Source organism: Streptomyces sp. NPDC093071 (assembly GCF_044754545.1).
In the GTDB taxonomy this organism is placed as follows: domain Bacteria; phylum Actinomycetota; class Actinomycetes; order Streptomycetales; family Streptomycetaceae; genus Streptomyces.
On sequence record NZ_JBIVPH010000004.1, the window covers coordinates 502,478 to 520,177 of the forward strand.

The following is a 17,700-nucleotide window of genomic DNA, read 5'->3' on the forward strand; positions in this document are numbered from 1 at the left end:
TTGTTCCCCACCCGTGCGTCCCGGCGCCGCCTCACCGCGGCCGTCGTCGCCGTCCTCGCCGTCACCGGCGGCGCCCTGACGGCCCCGGCCGCGTCGGCCGCCCCCACACCCGCTCCCCCGACGGCACAGACGCAGGCGCAGACGCAGTCACAGACCACCGTCCCGTTCCCCCGGGACTCGATCGTCATGGGAAGCGGCCCCACCGGATTCCTCAGCGCCGGGAACACGGGCGCGGAGAGGGGGCCCTACCGCTGGACGCGGTACGCGGACGGCGTGACGACCGAGCTGGCCGGGAAGCCGTACGCGGGCGTCATGGGGACGGACCTCGTCGCGAAGCGCGAGGGGGATGTCGTCGAGCTGTACGACCTGGCCACCGGCGCCGCTCCCCTGCGGTTCGACACCGCCGCCCTGCCCGGCCGTTCCCTCCGGGGGATCGCCGGGACCACCCTCGTCATGACGGCGGCGAACGCGGCCGGCGGCACCGGGGTCCGGCTCGTCGGGGCGGGGCCGGACGGCCCCGTCGAGCGCGAGGTCACCGGTCTGCCCGAGGACGCCGACGTCACGCGCGTGGACGTGGACTCCCCCACGGCCTTCGTCGTCCTGTACGGGAGCGCCGAGGGCGGCGCCCGGCAGGAGCGCGCGGCCGTCGTGGACGTCGCCTCCGGCGTGGTCGTCGAGCGGTACGGGGCCTCCGGGACCGGGCCGCTCTCCGACACCGCCCTGTCGCCGGCGCACCTCGCCGTGGTCGAGCACCCCACCGCCGGCACGACGGTCCTGGCCGTCACCCGCCGGGACACCGGCGCGACCGAGCGCTTCCCGCTCCCCCACGCGGACCGCCTCCTGATCGGCCTCGTCGGCGACTGGGTGACGTACGCGCTCCCGGGCGGCGCCGGGACCACCGTCCCGCACGCCCTCCACCCGCTGACCGCCCGCTCGCTGACGACCGGCGGGACGGTGAAGCTCCTGGACCACGTGGCCGAAGGGGTCACCGGGCCCGGCGGCGCCCCGGTGCTGCGCGGCGGCACCCTCGACGGGGGCGAGGGCCTCTACCGGATCGCCCCCGGCCCCGACGGCACCCCGGCCGCCGCGCTCGTCGCCTCCACCGGCGAGCCGACCGCGCTGACGCTCGTGGCCCAGGACGTCCCCGAGAAGGCCGTCTTCGACCCCGCCACGGGACCGTTCCGGATGAGCTGGACCCTCAGCCGCCGGGCGGACGCGTCCCTCAAGCTGACCCACACCGCCTCCGGGAAGGTGCTGCGGCCCAGCCTGTCGTCCCTCGCGGGCAACGGCCACGGACTGGACTGGAACGGGATCTTCCCCAACGACGTCACCGCCTACAACGGCCGGTACGCCTGGGAGTTCACCGCCCGCCCGCTCAACGGCATCGGCCCCGCCGTGACCCGGTCCGGCACCTTCGAGGTCGCCCGCACGCCCACCGCGCACGACTTCAACGACAACGGCACCCCCGACCTGCTCGTCGGGGACGACGAGGGCGTACGCGTCTACGACGGCAACCAGGTCCTGCGGGGCAGGGCGCCGGTCACCCTGGACACGACCCGCCTCTCCTACGACGGGAGCGACTACGACCGGGTCCTGGCGCCCGGGAACCTCGGCGGCTCCCCGCACGCCGACCTCGTCGCCCGCGACCGGAGCGGCGTGCTCTGGCTGCACCAGGGCGCCGGCCGCGCCCTCGCGCCCCGCGTCAGGGTCGGCGGCGGCTGGCAGGTCTACGACCGGCTCGCGGGCGGCAGCGACCTGAACGGCGACGGCCGCCCAGACCTCGTCGCCACCGACAAGGCCGGTGACCTGTGGCTGTACAAGGGCACGGGCAACACCTCGGCGCCGTTCGCGGCCCGTACGAAGATCGGCTTCGGCTGGGGGATCTACAACCAGATCACGGCCGTCGGCAACATCGCGGGAGCGGCCGCCGGAGACCTCGTCGCCCGCGACAAGGACGGCGTCCTCTGGCTCTACCTCGGCAAGGGCGACGGCACCTTCGCCGCCCGCACGAAGATCGGCGGCGGCTGGAACGCGTACACGGCCGTCGTCGGCCTCGGCGACGCCGACGCGGACGGCCGCGCCGACGCGGTGGCGTACGACGCCCAGGGCCAGGCCTACCTCTACAAGGGAACCGGCGACTGGCGCGCCCCGTTCGAGGGGCGCGCCACGATCGCCAACGCCGCCCTGATGACCGGGGGTCCCCACCTCTTCTGACGAAACCTCGGGAGAGGGTCAGCGGGGAGTCAGCGGGACGGTCGCCCAGACCGTCTTGCCGACCTCCCGCTCCTTCACGCCCCACGCCGTGGCGAGGGCGGCGACGAGCACCAGCCCGTAGCCGCCCTCGTCGGGCGTCGCGGACGGTAACGGCCGCCGCTCGCCGCGCGCGTCGGACAGCTCGATCCGCACGTGGCCGTCCCCCCGCTCCATCCGCACCTCGAAATCCCTCCCGGACACGCGCCCGTGCAGGGCCGCGTTGCTGGCCAGCTCGGCGAGGACCAGCTCGGCGGCCTCGGCCCCGGCCCCGGTGACCTCCCATTCCCGGAGCTGCTGCGCGCCCAGCAGACGCGCCAGGCGCGCGCCCCGGCGCGTGGCGGAGAGACGGAGCACGAACTCACCGGTGGGGGTGGTGGTTTCTGACTTCATGCCCCGAGCGTGGTCCGTCGCCCCTACGCTGACCAGCAGCGACGCGACGACGCTGCGTAACGGTACGGGCACGCCAAGAAGGCGGTACGGATGTCGGGGAACGAGGAGGAGCGGCCGGAACGGCCCTCCGAAGTGGACGGTACGGCGCACCTTTTCCTAGCGCTGGGGAAGATCCTGAAAGTCCTGCGCCACAACGCCGGGCTGAGCCAGGCGGAGCTGTCCGGCCTGGCCCATTGCAGCGAGGACCTGATCTCCTCGATGGAACGGGGCGTACGGACTCCGCAGCCGGACTTCCTGGTACGGGTGGATCCGCTGGTCAACGCGGGCGGGGTGCTCGCGGCGGCGGCGGACGACGTACGGGAGGCGCTGGCGCGGGCGCGGGTACGACACCCGGACTGGTTCCGGGACTTCGCGCACGAGGAGGCGAGGGCGGTCGCGTTGCACTATTACGCGCCCCAGGTCATGCCGGGCATCCTCCAGGTGCCCGGATACGCGGACGCGGTCTTCCGGCACCGCCGCCCGCTCTACGACGAGGCGACCATCGAGAAGCGGCTGGCCGACCGGCTCGCCCGCCAGGTCATCTTCGAGAAGCAGCCCGCTCCGACGATGAGCTTCGTCATCGAGGAGGACGTGCTCCGCCGCCCCCTGGGAGGCCGGGACGCCTTCCGGGAGCAGCTCAAGCACCTCATCGAGGTCTTCAAATTCCGGAACGTGCACCTTCAGATCATGCCGACCGACCGCGAGGAACACCCGGCCCTGGGAGGTGAGTTCACCCTGCTGACGCTGAAGGGGCGGCGGGAGGTGGCGTACATCGAGAGCTACCAGCACGCCCGCATCATCACCGACCCCGAAGAGGTCCGGATGTACACCGAGCGGTATGGGATCATGCGCGCACAGGCGCTCACCCCCCGGGAGTCCCTGGAGTTCATCGAAAAATTGCTGGGAGAGCTATGAGCACCGCACATCTGGCCTGGTTCAAGAGCAGCTACAGCAGCGGCGAGGGCGGCAACTGCGTCGAGCTCGCGTACGACTGGCGCAAGTCCAGCTACAGCAGTGGTGAAGGCGGCGAGTGCGTCGAGGTGGCCGCTCACCCCACCACCGTCCACGTCCGCGACTCCAAGGTCCCGCACGGCCCCCAGCTCGCCGTGGCCCCCGCCGCCTGGGCGGCCTTCGCGTCGGCCGTATGACCGGGAAGAAGGTCGTCCTCTTCGACGTCGACGGCACCCTCATGGACGCCGTCGCCAACCAGCGCCGCGTCTGGCACGAGTGGGCCGGGCGGTACGGGCTGGACGGGGACGAGGTGTACGCCGTCGCGCTGCGGACGCGGCCCGTGGAGACGTTCGCGGCGGTCGTACCGGCCGAGGACCCGGACGCGTGCCTCGCCCTCCTGCACGCGCTGGAGGACGAGGACGTCCATACGGGCACGTACACGGCCTTCGACGGCGCCGCCGGGCTGCTGACCGCGCTTCCGGCGGACCGGTGGGCGCTGGTGACGTCGAACTACGAGCACCGGGTGCGGGGCCGGTTCGGGCGGACCGGGCTCCCGCTGCCGGGGCTGATCGTCGACGCGGCCTCGGTGGCGGAGGGGAAGCCGTCGCCCGTGCCGTACCTCACCGCCGCCGAGAAGCTGGGCGCGGACCCGGCGGACTGCCTGGTGATCGAGGACGCGCCCTCGGGGGTGCGGGCGGGGCTCGACGCCGGGATGACGGTCTGGACGGTCAACGTCCCGGCCCCGCACCCGGACGCCCACCGCCACTTCCCGACCCTGGCGGAGGCGGCCCCGCACATCCTGGCGGCGCTCGGAGCGGGGTCCGTCTCATGACGGGCGGTCGCCGACACCTTTTCCCGCACCGGCCGGGCGCACGCGCGCCGGTTCCGCACGGCTCCCACCAGGGTCTTCACCGGTCTTGCATCGTTTCTTCAACGGCCTTTCAGAGGCGAGCAGTTGGTGGAAGGCCGGGTGGCGGGGCGCTCGGCTAGGGTGTCGCCCATGCAGGGGGAACCGAACAACAATTCCAGTGCGGACAGTCTGACCGGCAGCGGGGCCATGCCGCTGGACGCGGAGGATCCCCGGAGCATCGGGGCGTTCAGGCTGCTCGGGGTGCTCGGGTCCGGCGGCATGGGGCGGGTCTATCTCGGGGCCGTGCCGGGGAAGTTCGCCGCCGTGAAGCGCGTGCTGCCGATCCTCGCGGAGGACGCCGACTTCCTGAGCCACTTCGGGCACGAGCTGGACAACCTGGCCCGGCTGCCCGGCGGCGCCAACACCAAGCTGCTCGCGAGCGACCGCACGGCGAAGCCGCCGTGGTTCGCGACCGAGTTCATCCCCGGCATCACCCTCAACGAGGCGATCCGGCTCAACGGCGGCCCGCTGTCCGGCGGGGCCCTCTGGCGGCTCCTGCGGGACGCGGCGGCCGGGCTCCGGGTCGTGCACGGCGCCGACATGGTGCACCGGGACCTCAAGCCGTCCAACGTGATGCTGACCGGGGACGGGCTCTCCCTCATCGACTTCGGCGTCGCCCGCGCCGCCGACCAGAGCCGGCTGACCCGGACCGGCATGGTCATCGGCACCCCCGCCTACATGGCCCCCGAACAGGCCGTCGCGGAGAAGGTCCTGACCGGCGCCGCCGACGTCTTCGCGCTCGGCAGCCTCCTGCTGTACGCGGCGAACGGGCGGCCGCCGTTCGGTGACGGTTCCGGCCCCGACCTGCTGTACCGGGTCGTGCACGGCGAGCCCGGCTTCGGGGGCCTCGCCGAGGCCGATCCCTCGCTCGCGGAGCTCGTAAAGAAGTGTCTCTCCAAGGATCCGGCGGACCGGCCGACCGCCGCCGAGCTGGTGGAACTCACCGAGGAGCGGGCGGCGGGGGCCGTCTGGCCGGAGGCCGTCGCCGCGCGGATCGGGGAGCGGGCGGCCTTCGCGGCCGGGGCGCCCACGGCCGGGCAGCTCGCGGAGCTGGAGGCGGCCGAGCCCGCCCGGGACGTGCCGACGGCCTCCCTCACCCCGCAGGCCGGGAAGGAGCCCGCGACGGCCTCGCCGGACGTGCTCGCCGTGACCGCCGCCGAGGGGGCCGGGAAGCCGCAGCGGCGGCGGAACCGGTTCGTCATGCTCGCCGTGCCCGTCGTCGTGGCCACCGGCACCACCCTGACCGTCGCCCTCGGGCCGTACGAGGTCGGGCGCCTCGGCGCGGCCCCGCAGGACTCCGCCTCCCCGACCGCCGTGGCCTCGCAGCCGGCGGCCGTGCCCTCGGCGGGCGGGCCGTCGTCCGCGTCCCCGTCGGCCTCGGGGTCTGCGTCTCCCGGGCCCTCGTCCTCGAAGTCCGCGTCCGCGCCCCCGGCCGGGGCGCCGTCCTCCCCGCAGCAGCCACCGCCGCCGGGGTCCGCCGTTCCGCCGGCCGGCGGGGGCGGGGGCGGGAGTGGGGGCGGGGGTGGGGGTGCGCTGCCGGGTGGGTCCGGGTCCGGTGGGTCCGGCTCCGGTGGTGGCGGGGCGGATCCCACCTCTCCCTCCGGGTCCGGCTCCGGCTCCGGCTCCGGCGGCACGAAGACGACCCGCCCGGCCCCCCGGCCGACGACCCAGAAGCCCGCCCCTCCCCCGTCGACCGGCGGTTCGGCGCCCTCGGGGACGTACTCCCTGGAGAACGGGACGAGCGGCAACTGCCTGGCGGAGCACAATCCGGGCTTCGGCAACCTCGTCACGTCCGTCGCCTGCGGCTCCAAGAACCCCAACGGCACCCCCTACTGGTACTCCTGGACCTACCGAGCCGGGGCGAACGGCACCTTCCAGCTGGTCAACCGGACGAGCAACCGCTGCCTCCAGCCGGCGGGCAACACCAGCGTCACCACCGCCGCCTGCAACGGCTCCTCCGCCCAGTCCTGGAAGGTCTTCTCCTCGACCTCCTCCGGGCGGCTCCTCAAGAACATGAGCGACGGGAAGTGCCTGACGACGGGGGCGTTCGCGATGACCTACGGCTGCGGGGCGAACCAGAGCGGCCAGGTCTGGCGGAACATCGGGGCCCTGTGAGCCCCGCAGGGCACCCGTGTATACCGATTCGCAACCGAAACCCCGCCCGGTCGAGACCCACTACGTGTACACGTCATTACGCTCAGCATTCATGGTCACCACCCCCCATGAACCGCCCGTTCACCCCGCCCACCCCGTCTACGTCATAGGCGGCGGCCCCGGCGGGCTCGCGGTCGCCGCCGCCCTGCGCGGGCGGGGCGTCCGGGCGGTCGTCCTGGAGAAGTCCGACGCCGTCGGCGCCTCCTGGCGCGCCCACTACGACCGGCTGCGGCTGCACACCACCCGGCGGCTCTCCGCGCTCCCGGGCCTGAAGATGCCCCGCTCGTTCGGCCGCTGGGTCGCCCGCGCCGACGTGGTCCGCTACCTGGAGAAGTACGCGGAGAAGCACGAGCTGGAGGTCGTCACGGGCGTCGAGGTCTTCGGCGTCGAGCGCTCCGGCGAGGAGTGGGTCCTGCACGCGACCGGCGGGCGGCGGCTCGTCGGCAGCGCGGTCGTCGTGGCCACCGGCTTCAACCACACCCCGAGCCTGCCCGACTGGCCGGGCCTGGACGCGTACGAGGGCGAGCTGAGCCACGCGCGCGCGTACCGCAACCCGGAGCCGTACGCCGGGAAGGACGTCCTGGTCGTCGGCGCCGGGAACACCGGCGCCGAGATCGCGGCCGACCTCGCCGACGGCGGCGCGAAGCGGGTGCGGCTCGCGGTGCGGACGGTCCCGCACATCGTGCGGCGCACGACGGCCGGATGGCCGGCCCAGCGCACCGGCATCCTGGTGCGGCGGCTGCCGGTGCCCGTGGTCGACCGGCTGGGCGCGGTCATGGCCCGCCTCGCCGCGCCCGACCTCACGGCGCACGGGCTGCCCCGGCCGGACACCGGTCTCGCCACCCGCCAGCGGCAGGGCGCGATCCCGGTGCAGGACGTGGGCCTGGTCGCGGCCGTGCGGGCCGGGAAGGTCGAGGTCGTCGCGGCCGTCGAGGGCTTCGCGGGCGGCGAGGTGCTCCTCGCGGACGGCACCCGGATCACCCCGGACGCGGTCATCGCCGCGACCGGCTACCGCCGTGCCCTGGAGCCCCTCGTGGGCGACCTGGGCGTCCTCGACGAGCGGGGCCGCCCGGTGGTCCACGGGGCCCGCTGCCCCCGCGAGGCTCCGGGCCTGTACTTCACGGGCTTCACGAACCCGATCAGCGGCATGTTCCGGGAGCTGGCCCTCGACGCGGAGAAGATCGCGCGGGCGATCGCGCGCCGGGCCGCGCGGACGGAGGCGGAGAAGGCGAAGGCGAAGAGGGCTCGGGCGGGGGCGGGAGCTCGTACGACGTCGGGCACGTAGGCCCCGGGGACATCATGCTCCCGCCGGAAGCACCGCCTCCGGCCGGGGCCCGCGGATGACCAGGGCCATCAGGGCCGCCGCCGCGCACAGCGCGCCCGAGGCGTACCAGACGACGTCGTAGGTGCCGAAGAGGTCGCGGGCCAGGCCGCCCGCGAAGGCGACGACGGCCGCGCCGACCTGGTGGGAGGCGAGGACCCAGCCGAAGACGATCGCGGAGTCCGCGCCGAAGTGCTCGCGGCACAGGGCCATCGTGGGCGGGACGGTGGCCACCCAGTCCAGGCCGTAGAAGACGATGAAGAACAGCATCGGCGGGTGCACGGACGGCGCGAGCAGGATCGGCAGGAAGCAGAGCGAGATCCCGCGCAGCGCGTAGTAGACCGCGAGGAGGCGGCGGGCGGAGAAGCGGTCGGTGAACCAGCCGGAGGCGACCGTCCCGACGACGTCGAAGACGCCGATGACGGCGAGGAGTCCGGCCGCCGCCGTGATCGGCATCCCGTGGTCGTGGGCGGCGGGCACGAAGTGGGTGCGGATCAGGCCGTTGGTGGAGGCGCCGCAGATCGCGAAGGAGCCGGCGAGCAGCCAGAAGGGGCCGGTGCGGGCCGCCTTGAGCAGGACGGTGACGGCCCGGCGGGCGGCGCCCGTGACCGGGGCGGGCTTCTCCACGTACTCCCCGCCGTACGGGGCGAGCCGGACGTCCGCCGGGTGGTCGCGGAGCAGCAGCCAGACGAACGGGACGACGGCGAGCGCGGCGAGGGCCACGGTCACGGAGGCGGGCCGCCAGCCGTGCCGCTCGACCAGCCAGGACAGCAGCGGCAGGAAGACGAGCTGGCCCGAGGCCCCGGCGGCGGTGAGGAGGCCGGTCACCAGGCCCCGGCGGGCGACGAACCAGCGGTTGGTGACGGTCGCGGCGAAGGCGAGGGCCATCGAGCCGCTGCCGAGGCCGACGAGGATCCCCCAGTAGAGGACGAGCTGCCAGGCGGCGGTCATCCACACGGTGAGGAGCGAGCCGAGCGCGATGACGGAGAGGGCGACGGCGACGACCCGGCGGATGCCGAAGCGGTCCATGAGCGCGGCGGCGAAGGGGGCGGTCAGGCCGTAGAGCGCGAGGTTCACCGAGACCGCGAAGCCGATCGTGCCGCGCGACCAGTGCAGTTCGGCGTGGAGCGGCTCGATCAGGAGGCCGGGCAGGGAGGCGAAGGCCGCCGACCCGATGATCGTGACGAAGGTGACCGCCGCGACGAACCAGGCGCGGTGGACGCGGGGCGTGCGGACCGGTCCGTTCCCGGGCGTACGGGCGGGGGTCTCGGTTGTCTGAGCCATGCCACCGAGCATCCCGGTCGCCCCCGTCCCCCTGCCATTGGCCCGGATGACAGCTTTCCAACGGATCGGGCCACCCCCGGCCGAAAGGGGGGCTCAGTCGTGCGTGCCGTCCGCCAGCGCCCGCGCCGCCTCCGCCCAGTGCTCCTCGTCCGCGTCCGCCGCGAGGCCGAGGGCGACGCCCTGGCCGAGGCCGACGAACAGGGCCCGGAGCGCGACGGCGAGGCGCCGGGCCCGCTCCGGTCCGACCGTGCCGCCCCGGTGGGACCGCCCGGCGAGCAGCGCGACCAGGCGCTCCTCCCCCGCCCGGACGGACGCGGCGAACCGCTCGCCCAGCTCCGGGTCGCGCAGGGCCATGTCGAGGAGGGTGATCTGGAGCGCGACGGCGGCGCGGGCGCCGGGGCCGTCGCAGTCGCGCCGCTGGTGGCGGGCGAGCGCGTCGACCGCTCCGAGCAGGTCCGCTCCGGCGGGCACCGCCTGTGCGATCTCCTCGTAGTGCGGCTCCAGACGGTCGGTCAGCACCGCGACGACCAGGCCGTTCTTGCTGCCGAAGAGCGAGTAGACGGCGCCGGTGGTCAGCCCGGCCCGCTCGGTGATCTCGGCCAGCGCGGCCCGGTGCCCGTCCCGGGAGACCACGTGGAAGGCCGCGTCCAGCAGGGCCCGCCGGTTGCGTTCCTTCGTCTCGGCCCTCGTCATTCGCATAACTTCATTATTACAGTAATCGAGTTACGCGAAAGAGGATGTCCGCACGAGGAGGAACCCCATGGACCGCCACGCCCCGGCCACCGGAGCCACCGCCGTCGGCATCGTCGCCGACGGCGGCTTCAAGGTGCTGCTCGGCGCCGCCCTCGCCCTCGGGGCCGCCCCGCTCTCCCGCTCGCTCGGCGCACCGCTCTGGCTGCTCGTCGTCTCCGGCGCGGCGGTCCTCGCCTGCGGCGGGGCCGAACTCGCCTACGCGCGCGTGCGCCCGGCCCGCGCCTACGTCCGCCTGATGGTCGGTTACGACGCCGGCTGGGCGCTCGCGACCCTCGTCGGCGTCCTGGTGGCGGCGCGGGGCGGCACCGCCGGGGGCGAGCTCTGGACCGGCTACCAGGCGGTCGCGTCCCTCCTGTTCGCCGCGCTCCTCGCGGCCGCCGCCCCCGCCCGCCTCACGCCCTCGGCAGCGTCCTGATCGGGCGCACGGCGAGGAGCGCGGCCACCACGAGGACGGCGATGCCCGCGCCCGCGAGCAGGACGTGTTCGGTGCCGACCGCCGCCGCGACCGGGCCCGACAGGGTGCGGCCGACGCCCATCATGAGGAGCGATCCGGCCACGTCGTACGCGTGCATCCGGTTCAGCGCCTCCTGCGGCACGTGCGTCTGGACGGCGGTGGACCACATCACCAGCCAGTACGCGAAGGCCGCCCCGCCGATGAACTGGCCCGCGCCGAGCAGCTCCACGGGCGCGCCCAGGCCGAGGAGCGCAAGGTTCACGGGAAGGCCGAGCAGGGCGACCGCGCCCCACGCGAGGGGGCGGCCGGGGCGCAGCCGGAGGGCGAGCAGCCCGCCGGCCGCGCTCCCCGCCCCGTTGACGGCCATGAGCACGCCGTACGCGGCCGGTCCGTGGTCCCCGGTGACCAGGCTCGCGGTGAGCGGCACCATGGGCCCGGCGACCGTCAGGCCGTACACCGTCCAGATGGAGATGACCCCCCAGAGCCAGCTGCGGGAGCGGAACTCGCGCCAGCCGCCGACCAGTTCGGCGCGCAGGGAGTCGCGCTCCATCGTGTCGGAGGGCAGCGGGGCGAGCCGCATCAGGGCGAGGCAGAGGGCGCTGACCGCGAAGGTGGCGCCGTTGACGGCGAAGGCCGCGCCCGCGTTCCAGACGGCGACGAGGAGACCGGCGGCGGCCGGTCCCGCCATGGTCGTCAGGGCCTCGACGACCCGCAGGACGGCGTTGGCGCGCTGCACGTCGGGGGCGATGCGCGGGATCGTGGAGGCGACGCCCGGCTGGAAGAGGGCGGCGCCGACGCCGCCGGTGACGGAGAGGACGTACACCACCCACAGGGGTGGACTGCCGAGCGCGAAGGTGACGGCGAGGACGGCGGCGCCGGGCAGCCGCAGCAGGTCCGCGAGGATCATCATGCGCCGGGCGGTGAACCGGTCGGCCAGGACGCCGCCGAAGAGCACGAAGAGCGCGAAGGCGGCGGTCCAGCTCCCGAGCGCGTAGCCGACGGCCGAGCCGGGGTGGCCCGCGCCGAGGAGCCCGGCGGCGTAGGCGACGGGGACCATGCCCTCGCCGAAGACGGCGGCCCCCCGGGCGACGAAGAAGAGCCGGAAGTTACGGTTCCAGAGGGCGGGCGGCCGGTCCGGGACGGGAATCCGTTCGAGGGCTTGGGTCTTGTACGCGTTGTCCGTCACGGTCCAGAACAGCTACCGGAAACTGGTCTGGACCACCACCGATTTTCACCGCCGCTTCGGAGGGAGCACCACCCGTGTCGTCGCCGCACCGCGTCGCCGTCCTCGCCCTGCCCGGTCTCCTCCCCTTCGAACTGGGCATCCCGCACCGCATCTTCGGCCTCGCCCGGGACTCCGCGGGGCGGCGCCTGTACGAGCTCGTCACCTGCGCGACGGCCGCGGGCCCGGTCCGCACCGACGCCGACTTCGCCGTCCAGGTCGAGCACGGCCCGGAGGCCCTCGCCACCGCCGACACGGTCGTGGTCCCCGCCTCGTACGAGCTCGGCCCGGTCTACGAGGAGGGCAGGCTGCCCGCCGACCTCGCCGCCGCCCTGGCGCACATCCGGCCCGGCACCCGGATGGTCTCCATCTGCACCGGCGGGTACGTGCTCGCCGCCGCGGGCTTCCTCGACGGGCGCCCGGCCACCACCCACTGGTCCTCCGCCGAGCACTTCCAGCGGCTCTTCCCGAAGGTGCGGGTCGACGCGGACGTCCTCTTCGTCGACGACGGCGACGTCCTGACCTCGGCGGGCGTGGCCGCCGGGATCGACCTGTGCCTGCACCTGGTGCGCCGCGACCACGGGACGGCCGTCGCCAACGAGGTGGCCCGCAGGACGGTCGTGCCGCCGCACCGGGACGGCGGCCAGGCCCAGTACGTCGCGCGGCCGCTGCCGCAGGACGGGACGCACACTACGACCGCGGCCCGCGCCTGGGCGCTCGCCCACCTCCACGAGCCGCTCCAGCTGCGGGACCTGGCGGAGAAGGAGGCGATGAGCGTGCGGACGTTCACCCGCCGGTTCCGCGACGAGGTCGGCGTCAGCCCCGGTCAGTGGCTCGTCCGGCAGCGCGTCGAACGCGCCCGGCACCTCCTGGAGTCCACCGACCTCCCCGTCGACCGGGTCGCGCGGGACGCCGGCTTCGGCACGGCCCAGTCGATGCGGACGCACCTGATGAGCGCGATCGGGGTGACCCCCACCTCGTACCGGCGCACGTTCCGCGTCACGGGCGCGCAGGACGCGCGAGGCACGCAGGAAACAGAGGTCGCGCAAGCCGCGCGGCTCACGGCACGGGGCTGAACGCCCGGCCTCCGCAGGGCCCGACGTCCGGGCGGCGGCGCGCTCGCGCGCGCCCCGAGCACGGCACGGACCCGCCGCCACCCGGCCGCGACCCGCACATGCCGAGGGCCCCGCGGCACCCCGGGACCCACGGGTCCCGGGCGCGCGGCCCTCGGCTCCCCTCGCCGCGAATCGCTCACCCCAGGGTGGGCAAAACGGCACGAACCGTCAACAGGGCACCCGGCCGGGCGACACCGGGGTCCCCGGCGCCACCACCGGCGCGGGCACGACCGGGGCCCGGTCCACCTCGCACCAGATGCTCTTGCCGACGCCCTCGGGCTGCCAGCCCCACCGGTCCGCGAGGCCGTCCACCAGCTCCAGGCCGCGCCCGTTGGTGTCGTCGCCCTCCGCGCGCCGGGGCCTCGGCGGGCAGTCGCTGATGTCGGCCACCTCGACCCGCACCCCGCCCTCCGCCGCGAACAGCATCCGCAGCACGGCCGGGCAGCCCGTGTGCACCACGGCGTTGGTCACGAGCTCGGAGATGATCAGCACCAGCGTCTCCGCCAGCGGCTCGTCCGCCCCTATGCCCGAACCGGCGAGCCGCGACCGCGCCCACCTCCGGGCCCGCCCCACCTCCGCCGGGTCCGGCCCGACCTCCAACTGAACCTGAAGCACCTGCACCGTTCACACCATCCGAACCGGCGGACACATCGCCTCGCGCCTCACAGCCATCGACGCCCTTACGGAACGTGATTCCCTTGCGAGACAGCATGGTTGACGTACAGTCACCGCAACAAGCGCTTCGGGCATATTCCAGCGCGAAGGAGTACGCGTGGTCCATACTGTGCGACGCGCGCCGCGGGGAGTCGAACAGGAGCGCGCGGGGCGCCCTGCGGGGGCGCGAGCGGGGCGCATTCCGGGGCACGGAGTCACCGCAGGGGCGACACCGGGACGATCCGGGTCAACGTGCACTCGCATCCCACGGAGCGTACCGGAGCCGGAGGCCGACTCCGGGCCGTGACGGCCCCTCGGAAGGACACGACCCGGTCTCGACGTTCCGTGACGCGCGACGGGCTCAGCGCGCGGGGCCGGCGAGCGCGCCGTCCACGTCCTCGTACACCTCGAAGAGGCGCCGGACGCCGAGCGCGGCGAGCACCTTGGCCACGTGGCCGTCCCCGGCGTCCGGGAGGATCAGGCGGAGCCGGCCGCCGCAGGAGCGGAGCAGCCGGCGGGACGCGACGAGGACGCCGACGCCGCTGGAGTCGCAGAACCGCACGCCGGACAGGTCCATCACCAGGTCGTGGCGGCCGCCCGCGACCGCCGCGTGGACGCGGCGGCGTATCCGGGGGGAGGTGACCAGGTCCAGTTCCCCCTGGACGCGGAACACCGTCCAGGGGCCGTGCTCGTCCTCGTCGACCTCGATCGTCGCCACGGAACGCCGCATTCCCCACCGCCGGCCGGTGAAACCACCGGAGACGGGGATGACGCTTTCCTTACCATCCGGAGGCGCGTCAAGGGCGCACTTGCGGCAAACGGGGGTGCGCTCTCGGCACGGCGCACTACGTTGGAGGGCAAGCGGAGGGTCGGCACGCGGGGAGGGTCGGATGGCGAAGGACACACCACCGCGCTGGGACCGCAGGATGCAGCAGCGGCTGGCGCGCGGCGAGGCCGCCGCGCTCGGGGAGCTCTACGACCGGTTCGCCTCGCTGGTGCACAGCCTGGCCCACCGGGTCCTCGACGACGACGCGGCGGCCGACCAGATCACCCGCGAGGTCTTCGGCTACATCTGGGAGAACCCCGACGCGTACGACCCCCGGCAGGGGAACATGCGCGCGTGGGTGGCCCGGCTCACCCAGCGGCAGGCCGTGCACCGGCTGCGGCAGGCCGAGGTCACGGCGTACGCGGAGACGGGCGTCGGCTCCGCCGAGGAGCTGGAGCAGAAGGTCCGCCGGGCCTCGATCGCGGCCCGCGCCGACTACATCGTGACGTCGATGCCCGCGCCGCTGCGGGCCGCGCTCGAACTCGCCTACTTCCAGCGGCGGGACTACCGGCAGACCGCCGCCGACCTCGGGGTCACCGAGGACGAGGCGCGCCGGCGCCTCCGGCTCGGCCTCCAGCTGCTCTCCACGGCGCACACCCGCCCGCTCGGAGGGACCTCGCCGCCCGGCTACGGACGGGCCCTGTGACCCCGGCGGAGGACGGCGCGGACGGCGTCGCGCGCGCCCCCCGGATACCCGGGCCCCGCCGGTCGGCGGACGACCACGCGGATCTGACGGAAAGGCCGGAACCGGACGGGGAGGAGGCGGAACCGGTGGCGGAGCCGGACGTGCCCGTCCTCACCCACGGAGTGCTCAAGTCCCTGCTCGGGGCCTGGGCGCTCTCCGCGTGTTCGGCCGGGGAGACCGCGGCCGTCGAGGCGCACCTCACCGAGTGCGGCCCGTGCGCCGACGAGGCGCTGCGGCTGCGCGACGCCGTCGCCCTGCTCCACCGGGACCGCGACCTGGACCTCGATCCGCTGCTGCGCTCGCGGGTCCTGGAGAACTGTCTGGGCCGCCGCCCCGCCCGCATCCCGGTCCCCGACTGGGTCACGCCGTACGACGCGGAGACCGCCCGGCTCGACGCGCTGCTCCGGGACATCGGCGAGTCCGAGTGGCACGCGCCGGTGCGGCTCAAGTGGTACGAGAAGGACCGGCCGGTCCGCCGCAAGGCCACCGTCGCCGGGGTCATCGGCCATCTCTTCGCCGTGGACGGCCTGGTGGCGGGCGCCCTCGGGCTCGACGACCCGCTGGGCGCCGGGACGCCCGAGCTGTCGCCGTCCGAGCGGACCGAGGCGTTCTGGTCGGCCCTGGAGCGGCCGCCGGGCCGGGCGCTGCGGGAGCCCTGGCGGGACCAGAGCCACACCCTGATCCGCACGGTCTCCTTCGCCGGGCGCGGGGTGGCCGACCTCACCGTCACCTACAAGGACTTCGCGCTGCCGCTGCGGGACTCGCTCCTGGAGCGGGCCTTCGAGTGCTGGCTGCACGCGGACGACATCGCGCACGCGGTGGCGTACCCGTACGAACCGCCCTGCGGGGCGCATCTGCACGAGATGATCGACCTGGCGACGCGGCTGCTCCCGGCGGCCCTGGCCGGCCGGCGCCGCACCGGTCTCGCCTCGCCCGCCCGGGAGCTCGTCGCGGCGGGCGCGCCGGGCCGCTCGCTGCACCTGGAGGTCGAGGGCGCGGGCGGCGGCCACTGGTACATCGCCCTGGACTCCCCGGCCGCGGTCGGGGACCCGGACCGGGCGGTGGCGCAGGTCGCGATGGAGGGCGTCGAGTTCTGCCAGCTGGTGGCGGGCCGCGTCTCGCCGGAGGAAGCGGCGGCGGGCCAGGACGGGGACCGCGAGGCGATCCGGGACGTCCTGGCCGCGGCGGCGTCGCTCAGCCGCCTGTAGGGCGGTTACGCGAAGACGACCGTACGGCTGCCGTTGAGCAGGATGCGGTGCTCGGCGTGCCACTTGACCGCGCGGGCGAGGGCCTGGCACTCGACGTCGCGGCCGATCGCGACGAGCTGGTCCGGGGTCACCTCGTGGCCGACGCGCTCGACCTCCTGCTCGATGATCGGGCCCTCGTCGAGGTCCGCCGTCACGTAGTGGGCGGTCGCGCCGATCAGCTTCACGCCCCGGGCGTGCGCCTGGTGGTAGGGCTTGGCGCCCTTGAAGCTCGGGAGGAAGGAGTGGTGGATGTTGATGATCCGGCCGGAGAGCTGCTTGCAGAGGTCGTCGGAGAGGACCTGCATGTAGCGGGCGAGGACGACCAGCTCGACGTCCTCCTCGCGGACGAGGTCGAGCAGCTTGCCCTCGGCCTCGGCCTTGGTGTCCTTGGTGACGGGGATGTGCCGGAACGGCAGCCCGTACGAGCCGACGAGCTCCTGGAAGTCCGTGTGGTTGGAGACCACGGCCACGATCTCCACCGGGAGCGCCCCGATGCTGGAGCGGAACAGCAGGTCGTTCAGGCAGTGACCGAACTTCGAGACCATGAGCACGACCCGCATCCGCTGGTCGGCCCGGTCGATCCGCCACTCCATGCCGAAGGCGTCGCCGACCGCCGCGAAGCTCGCCCGCAGCTTCTCCACGTGCACGGGCGCCTCGGCCGAGAAGTGGACCCGCATGAAGAAGAGCCCGGTGTCCCGGTCCCCGAACTGCTGGCTGTCCTCGATGTTGCATCCCGTGATGAAGAGGTAGCTCGACACGGCGTGCACGATGCCCTGCTTGTCGGGGCACGAAAGGGTGAGGACGTACTGGTCGGTCATCCCGTCAGCCTGCCACACCCGGCCGGGGGCGAGACGCACCGTCCGTCAGGCGGACCGGTTCAGGACCGCGTCATGATACGGAGCAGGTCGAGGGAGCGCGGGGGCGCGTCGGGGTCCTCGCCGTCGGCGAGCGCGAGCCGCACGTGGGCCTCGCGGGCGGCCCGTACGGCCTCCGGCCAGCCCTGGTGCTCCAGGTAGGCGGAGACGGGCGCGTCGGGTCCGACCTGGTGCAGGATGCGCAGCACCCGCAGGACGGCGACGTCGACGAGGGCGGCCTCGCCGGAGTCCCGGAAGATCGCGCCGACGTACTTCTCGGCGGACCAGCTGTCGAGCCAGGTGTCCTCGACCAGGCGGTAGACGGCGTCGGTGACGTCGCCGTACCCCTCCCGGCCGGCCAGCCAGGTCGTCTCGTGGAACGCGGGGTCGGAGAGCATGTGCAGCGCCGAGCGCACGTTGCTGCGCCAGCGCCACCACGGCATGTCGTTGAGCGGCATGTCGCCCATGGTGGAGGAGCGACGGCCGCGACGGGAAGGGTTCCCGGAAGCGGAGACCGGACCGGTGAACGGATCGGCGGCCGGGCCGGGGGTCCGGCCGGCGGGCGAACCGGGGGCGGGGGCCGGGCCG

18 protein-coding genes are annotated in these 17,700 nt (G+C 74.5%); 10 read left to right on the forward strand and 8 right to left on the reverse strand.

Features of this window, described 5'->3' with window-relative positions:
- Window positions 1–2,214 (forward strand): FG-GAP-like repeat-containing protein, encoded by a 2,214-nt coding sequence (locus ACIQD7_RS19240; protein ID WP_402442886.1) that lies wholly within the window; start codon window positions 1–3, stop codon window positions 2,212–2,214.
- Window positions 2,215–2,232: 18 nt separating this feature from the next.
- On the opposite strand, the gene ACIQD7_RS19245 is transcribed toward ACIQD7_RS19240, so the two are convergent.
- Entirely contained in the window at window positions 2,233–2,643 is a 411-nt protein-coding gene (locus ACIQD7_RS19245) for an ATP-binding protein (protein WP_121831016.1), read from the reverse strand.
- A gap of 90 nt (window positions 2,644–2,733) precedes the next feature.
- On the opposite strand from ACIQD7_RS19245, the gene ACIQD7_RS19250 reads away from it, so the two are divergent.
- The 5 genes from ACIQD7_RS19250 to ACIQD7_RS19270 all read left to right on the forward strand — a co-directional run bounded on the left by ACIQD7_RS19250 (window position 2,734) and on the right by ACIQD7_RS19270 (window position 7,982).
- On the forward strand, window positions 2,734–3,597 hold the full coding sequence (locus ACIQD7_RS19250; RefSeq protein WP_402442888.1) for a helix-turn-helix domain-containing protein: 864 nt from the start codon (window positions 2,734–2,736) through the stop codon (window positions 3,595–3,597).
- Window positions 3,594–3,830 (forward strand): DUF397 domain-containing protein, encoded by a 237-nt coding sequence (locus ACIQD7_RS19255; protein ID WP_402442890.1) that lies wholly within the window; start codon window positions 3,594–3,596, stop codon window positions 3,828–3,830. The genes ACIQD7_RS19250 and ACIQD7_RS19255 overlap by 4 nt, the downstream gene beginning before the upstream one ends.
- Window positions 3,827–4,465 (forward strand): HAD family hydrolase, encoded by a 639-nt coding sequence (locus tag ACIQD7_RS19260; protein WP_402442892.1) that lies wholly within the window; start codon window positions 3,827–3,829, stop codon window positions 4,463–4,465. The genes ACIQD7_RS19255 and ACIQD7_RS19260 overlap by 4 nt, the downstream gene beginning before the upstream one ends.
- Before the next feature lie 168 nt (window positions 4,466–4,633).
- Window positions 4,634–6,658: a protein kinase gene (locus ACIQD7_RS19265; protein ID WP_402442894.1), complete on the forward strand. Its 2,025-nt coding sequence runs from the start codon at window positions 4,634–4,636 to the stop codon at window positions 6,656–6,658.
- Between the two features lie 91 nt (window positions 6,659–6,749).
- The gene (locus tag ACIQD7_RS19270; RefSeq protein ID WP_402442896.1) at window positions 6,750–7,982 is read left to right on the forward strand and encodes a flavin-containing monooxygenase; all 1,233 of its coding nucleotides are present in this window, start codon (window positions 6,750–6,752) and stop codon (window positions 7,980–7,982) included.
- A 12-nt stretch (window positions 7,983–7,994) separates the two neighbouring features.
- Here ACIQD7_RS19270 and ACIQD7_RS19275 read toward each other — a convergent pair whose 3' ends face one another.
- Together ACIQD7_RS19275 and ACIQD7_RS19280 are read right to left on the reverse strand one after the other, a co-directional pair.
- Window positions 7,995–9,302 carry an MFS transporter gene (locus ACIQD7_RS19275; protein ID WP_121831024.1) on the reverse strand — a complete coding sequence of 436 codons (1,308 nt, stop codon included), beginning with the start codon at window positions 9,300–9,302 and terminating at the stop codon, window positions 7,995–7,997.
- 93 nt (window positions 9,303–9,395) lie between these two features.
- Window positions 9,396–9,995 (reverse strand): TetR/AcrR family transcriptional regulator, encoded by a 600-nt coding sequence (locus ACIQD7_RS19280; RefSeq protein WP_402443292.1) that lies wholly within the window; start codon window positions 9,993–9,995, stop codon window positions 9,396–9,398.
- A 67-nt stretch (window positions 9,996–10,062) separates the two neighbouring features.
- Here ACIQD7_RS19280 and ACIQD7_RS19285 point away from each other — a divergent pair, with 67 nt between their 5' ends.
- The gene (locus ACIQD7_RS19285; RefSeq protein ID WP_402442898.1) at window positions 10,063–10,470 is read left to right on the forward strand and encodes a hypothetical protein; all 408 of its coding nucleotides are present in this window, start codon (window positions 10,063–10,065) and stop codon (window positions 10,468–10,470) included.
- Here the strand turns inward: ACIQD7_RS19285 and ACIQD7_RS19290 are convergent.
- A complete protein-coding gene (locus ACIQD7_RS19290) occupies window positions 10,448–11,695 on the reverse strand; it encodes an MFS transporter (protein ID WP_373682764.1) in 1,248 nt (415 codons plus the stop codon). The two genes, ACIQD7_RS19285 and ACIQD7_RS19290, sit on opposite strands and share 23 nt — an antisense overlap.
- A 74-nt stretch (window positions 11,696–11,769) precedes the next feature.
- Between ACIQD7_RS19290 and ACIQD7_RS19295 the strand changes: the two genes are divergently transcribed.
- Complete coding sequence (locus ACIQD7_RS19295) at window positions 11,770–12,807, forward strand: GlxA family transcriptional regulator (protein ID WP_402442901.1); 1,038 nt, start codon at window positions 11,770–11,772, stop codon at window positions 12,805–12,807.
- A 207-nt stretch (window positions 12,808–13,014) separates the two neighbouring features.
- On the opposite strand, the gene ACIQD7_RS19300 is transcribed toward ACIQD7_RS19295, so the two are convergent.
- Both ACIQD7_RS19300 and ACIQD7_RS19305 read right to left on the reverse strand, forming a co-directional pair.
- Window positions 13,015–13,467, reverse strand: coding sequence for an ATP-binding protein (locus ACIQD7_RS19300; protein ID WP_402442902.1), 453 nt, complete (start codon window positions 13,465–13,467; stop codon window positions 13,015–13,017).
- 394 nt (window positions 13,468–13,861) lie between these two features.
- On the reverse strand, window positions 13,862–14,230 hold the full coding sequence (locus ACIQD7_RS19305; RefSeq protein WP_121831031.1) for an STAS domain-containing protein: 369 nt from the start codon (window positions 14,228–14,230) through the stop codon (window positions 13,862–13,864).
- A 160-nt stretch (window positions 14,231–14,390) separates the two neighbouring features.
- Here ACIQD7_RS19305 and ACIQD7_RS19310 point away from each other — a divergent pair, with 160 nt between their 5' ends.
- Window positions 14,391–14,972, forward strand: a complete 582-nt coding sequence (locus ACIQD7_RS19310) for a sigma-70 family RNA polymerase sigma factor (RefSeq protein ID WP_121831032.1) — start codon at window positions 14,391–14,393, stop codon at window positions 14,970–14,972.
- Complete coding sequence (locus tag ACIQD7_RS19315; RefSeq protein WP_402442904.1) at window positions 14,969–16,219, forward strand: maleylpyruvate isomerase N-terminal domain-containing protein; 1,251 nt, start codon at window positions 14,969–14,971, stop codon at window positions 16,217–16,219. The genes ACIQD7_RS19310 and ACIQD7_RS19315 overlap by 4 nt, the downstream gene beginning before the upstream one ends.
- Window positions 16,220–16,224: 5 nt before the next feature.
- Here the strand turns inward: ACIQD7_RS19315 and purU are convergent, their stop codons facing one another.
- Both purU and ACIQD7_RS19325 read right to left on the reverse strand, forming a co-directional pair.
- Window positions 16,225–17,076, reverse strand: coding sequence for a formyltetrahydrofolate deformylase (gene purU / locus ACIQD7_RS19320; protein ID WP_121831034.1), 852 nt, complete (start codon window positions 17,074–17,076; stop codon window positions 16,225–16,227).
- Window positions 17,077–17,135: 59 nt separating this feature from the next.
- On the reverse strand, window positions 17,136–17,579 hold the full coding sequence (locus tag ACIQD7_RS19325) for a hypothetical protein (RefSeq protein ID WP_161371524.1): 444 nt from the start codon (window positions 17,577–17,579) through the stop codon (window positions 17,136–17,138).
- Between the last annotated feature and the right edge of the window lie 121 nt (window positions 17,580–17,700).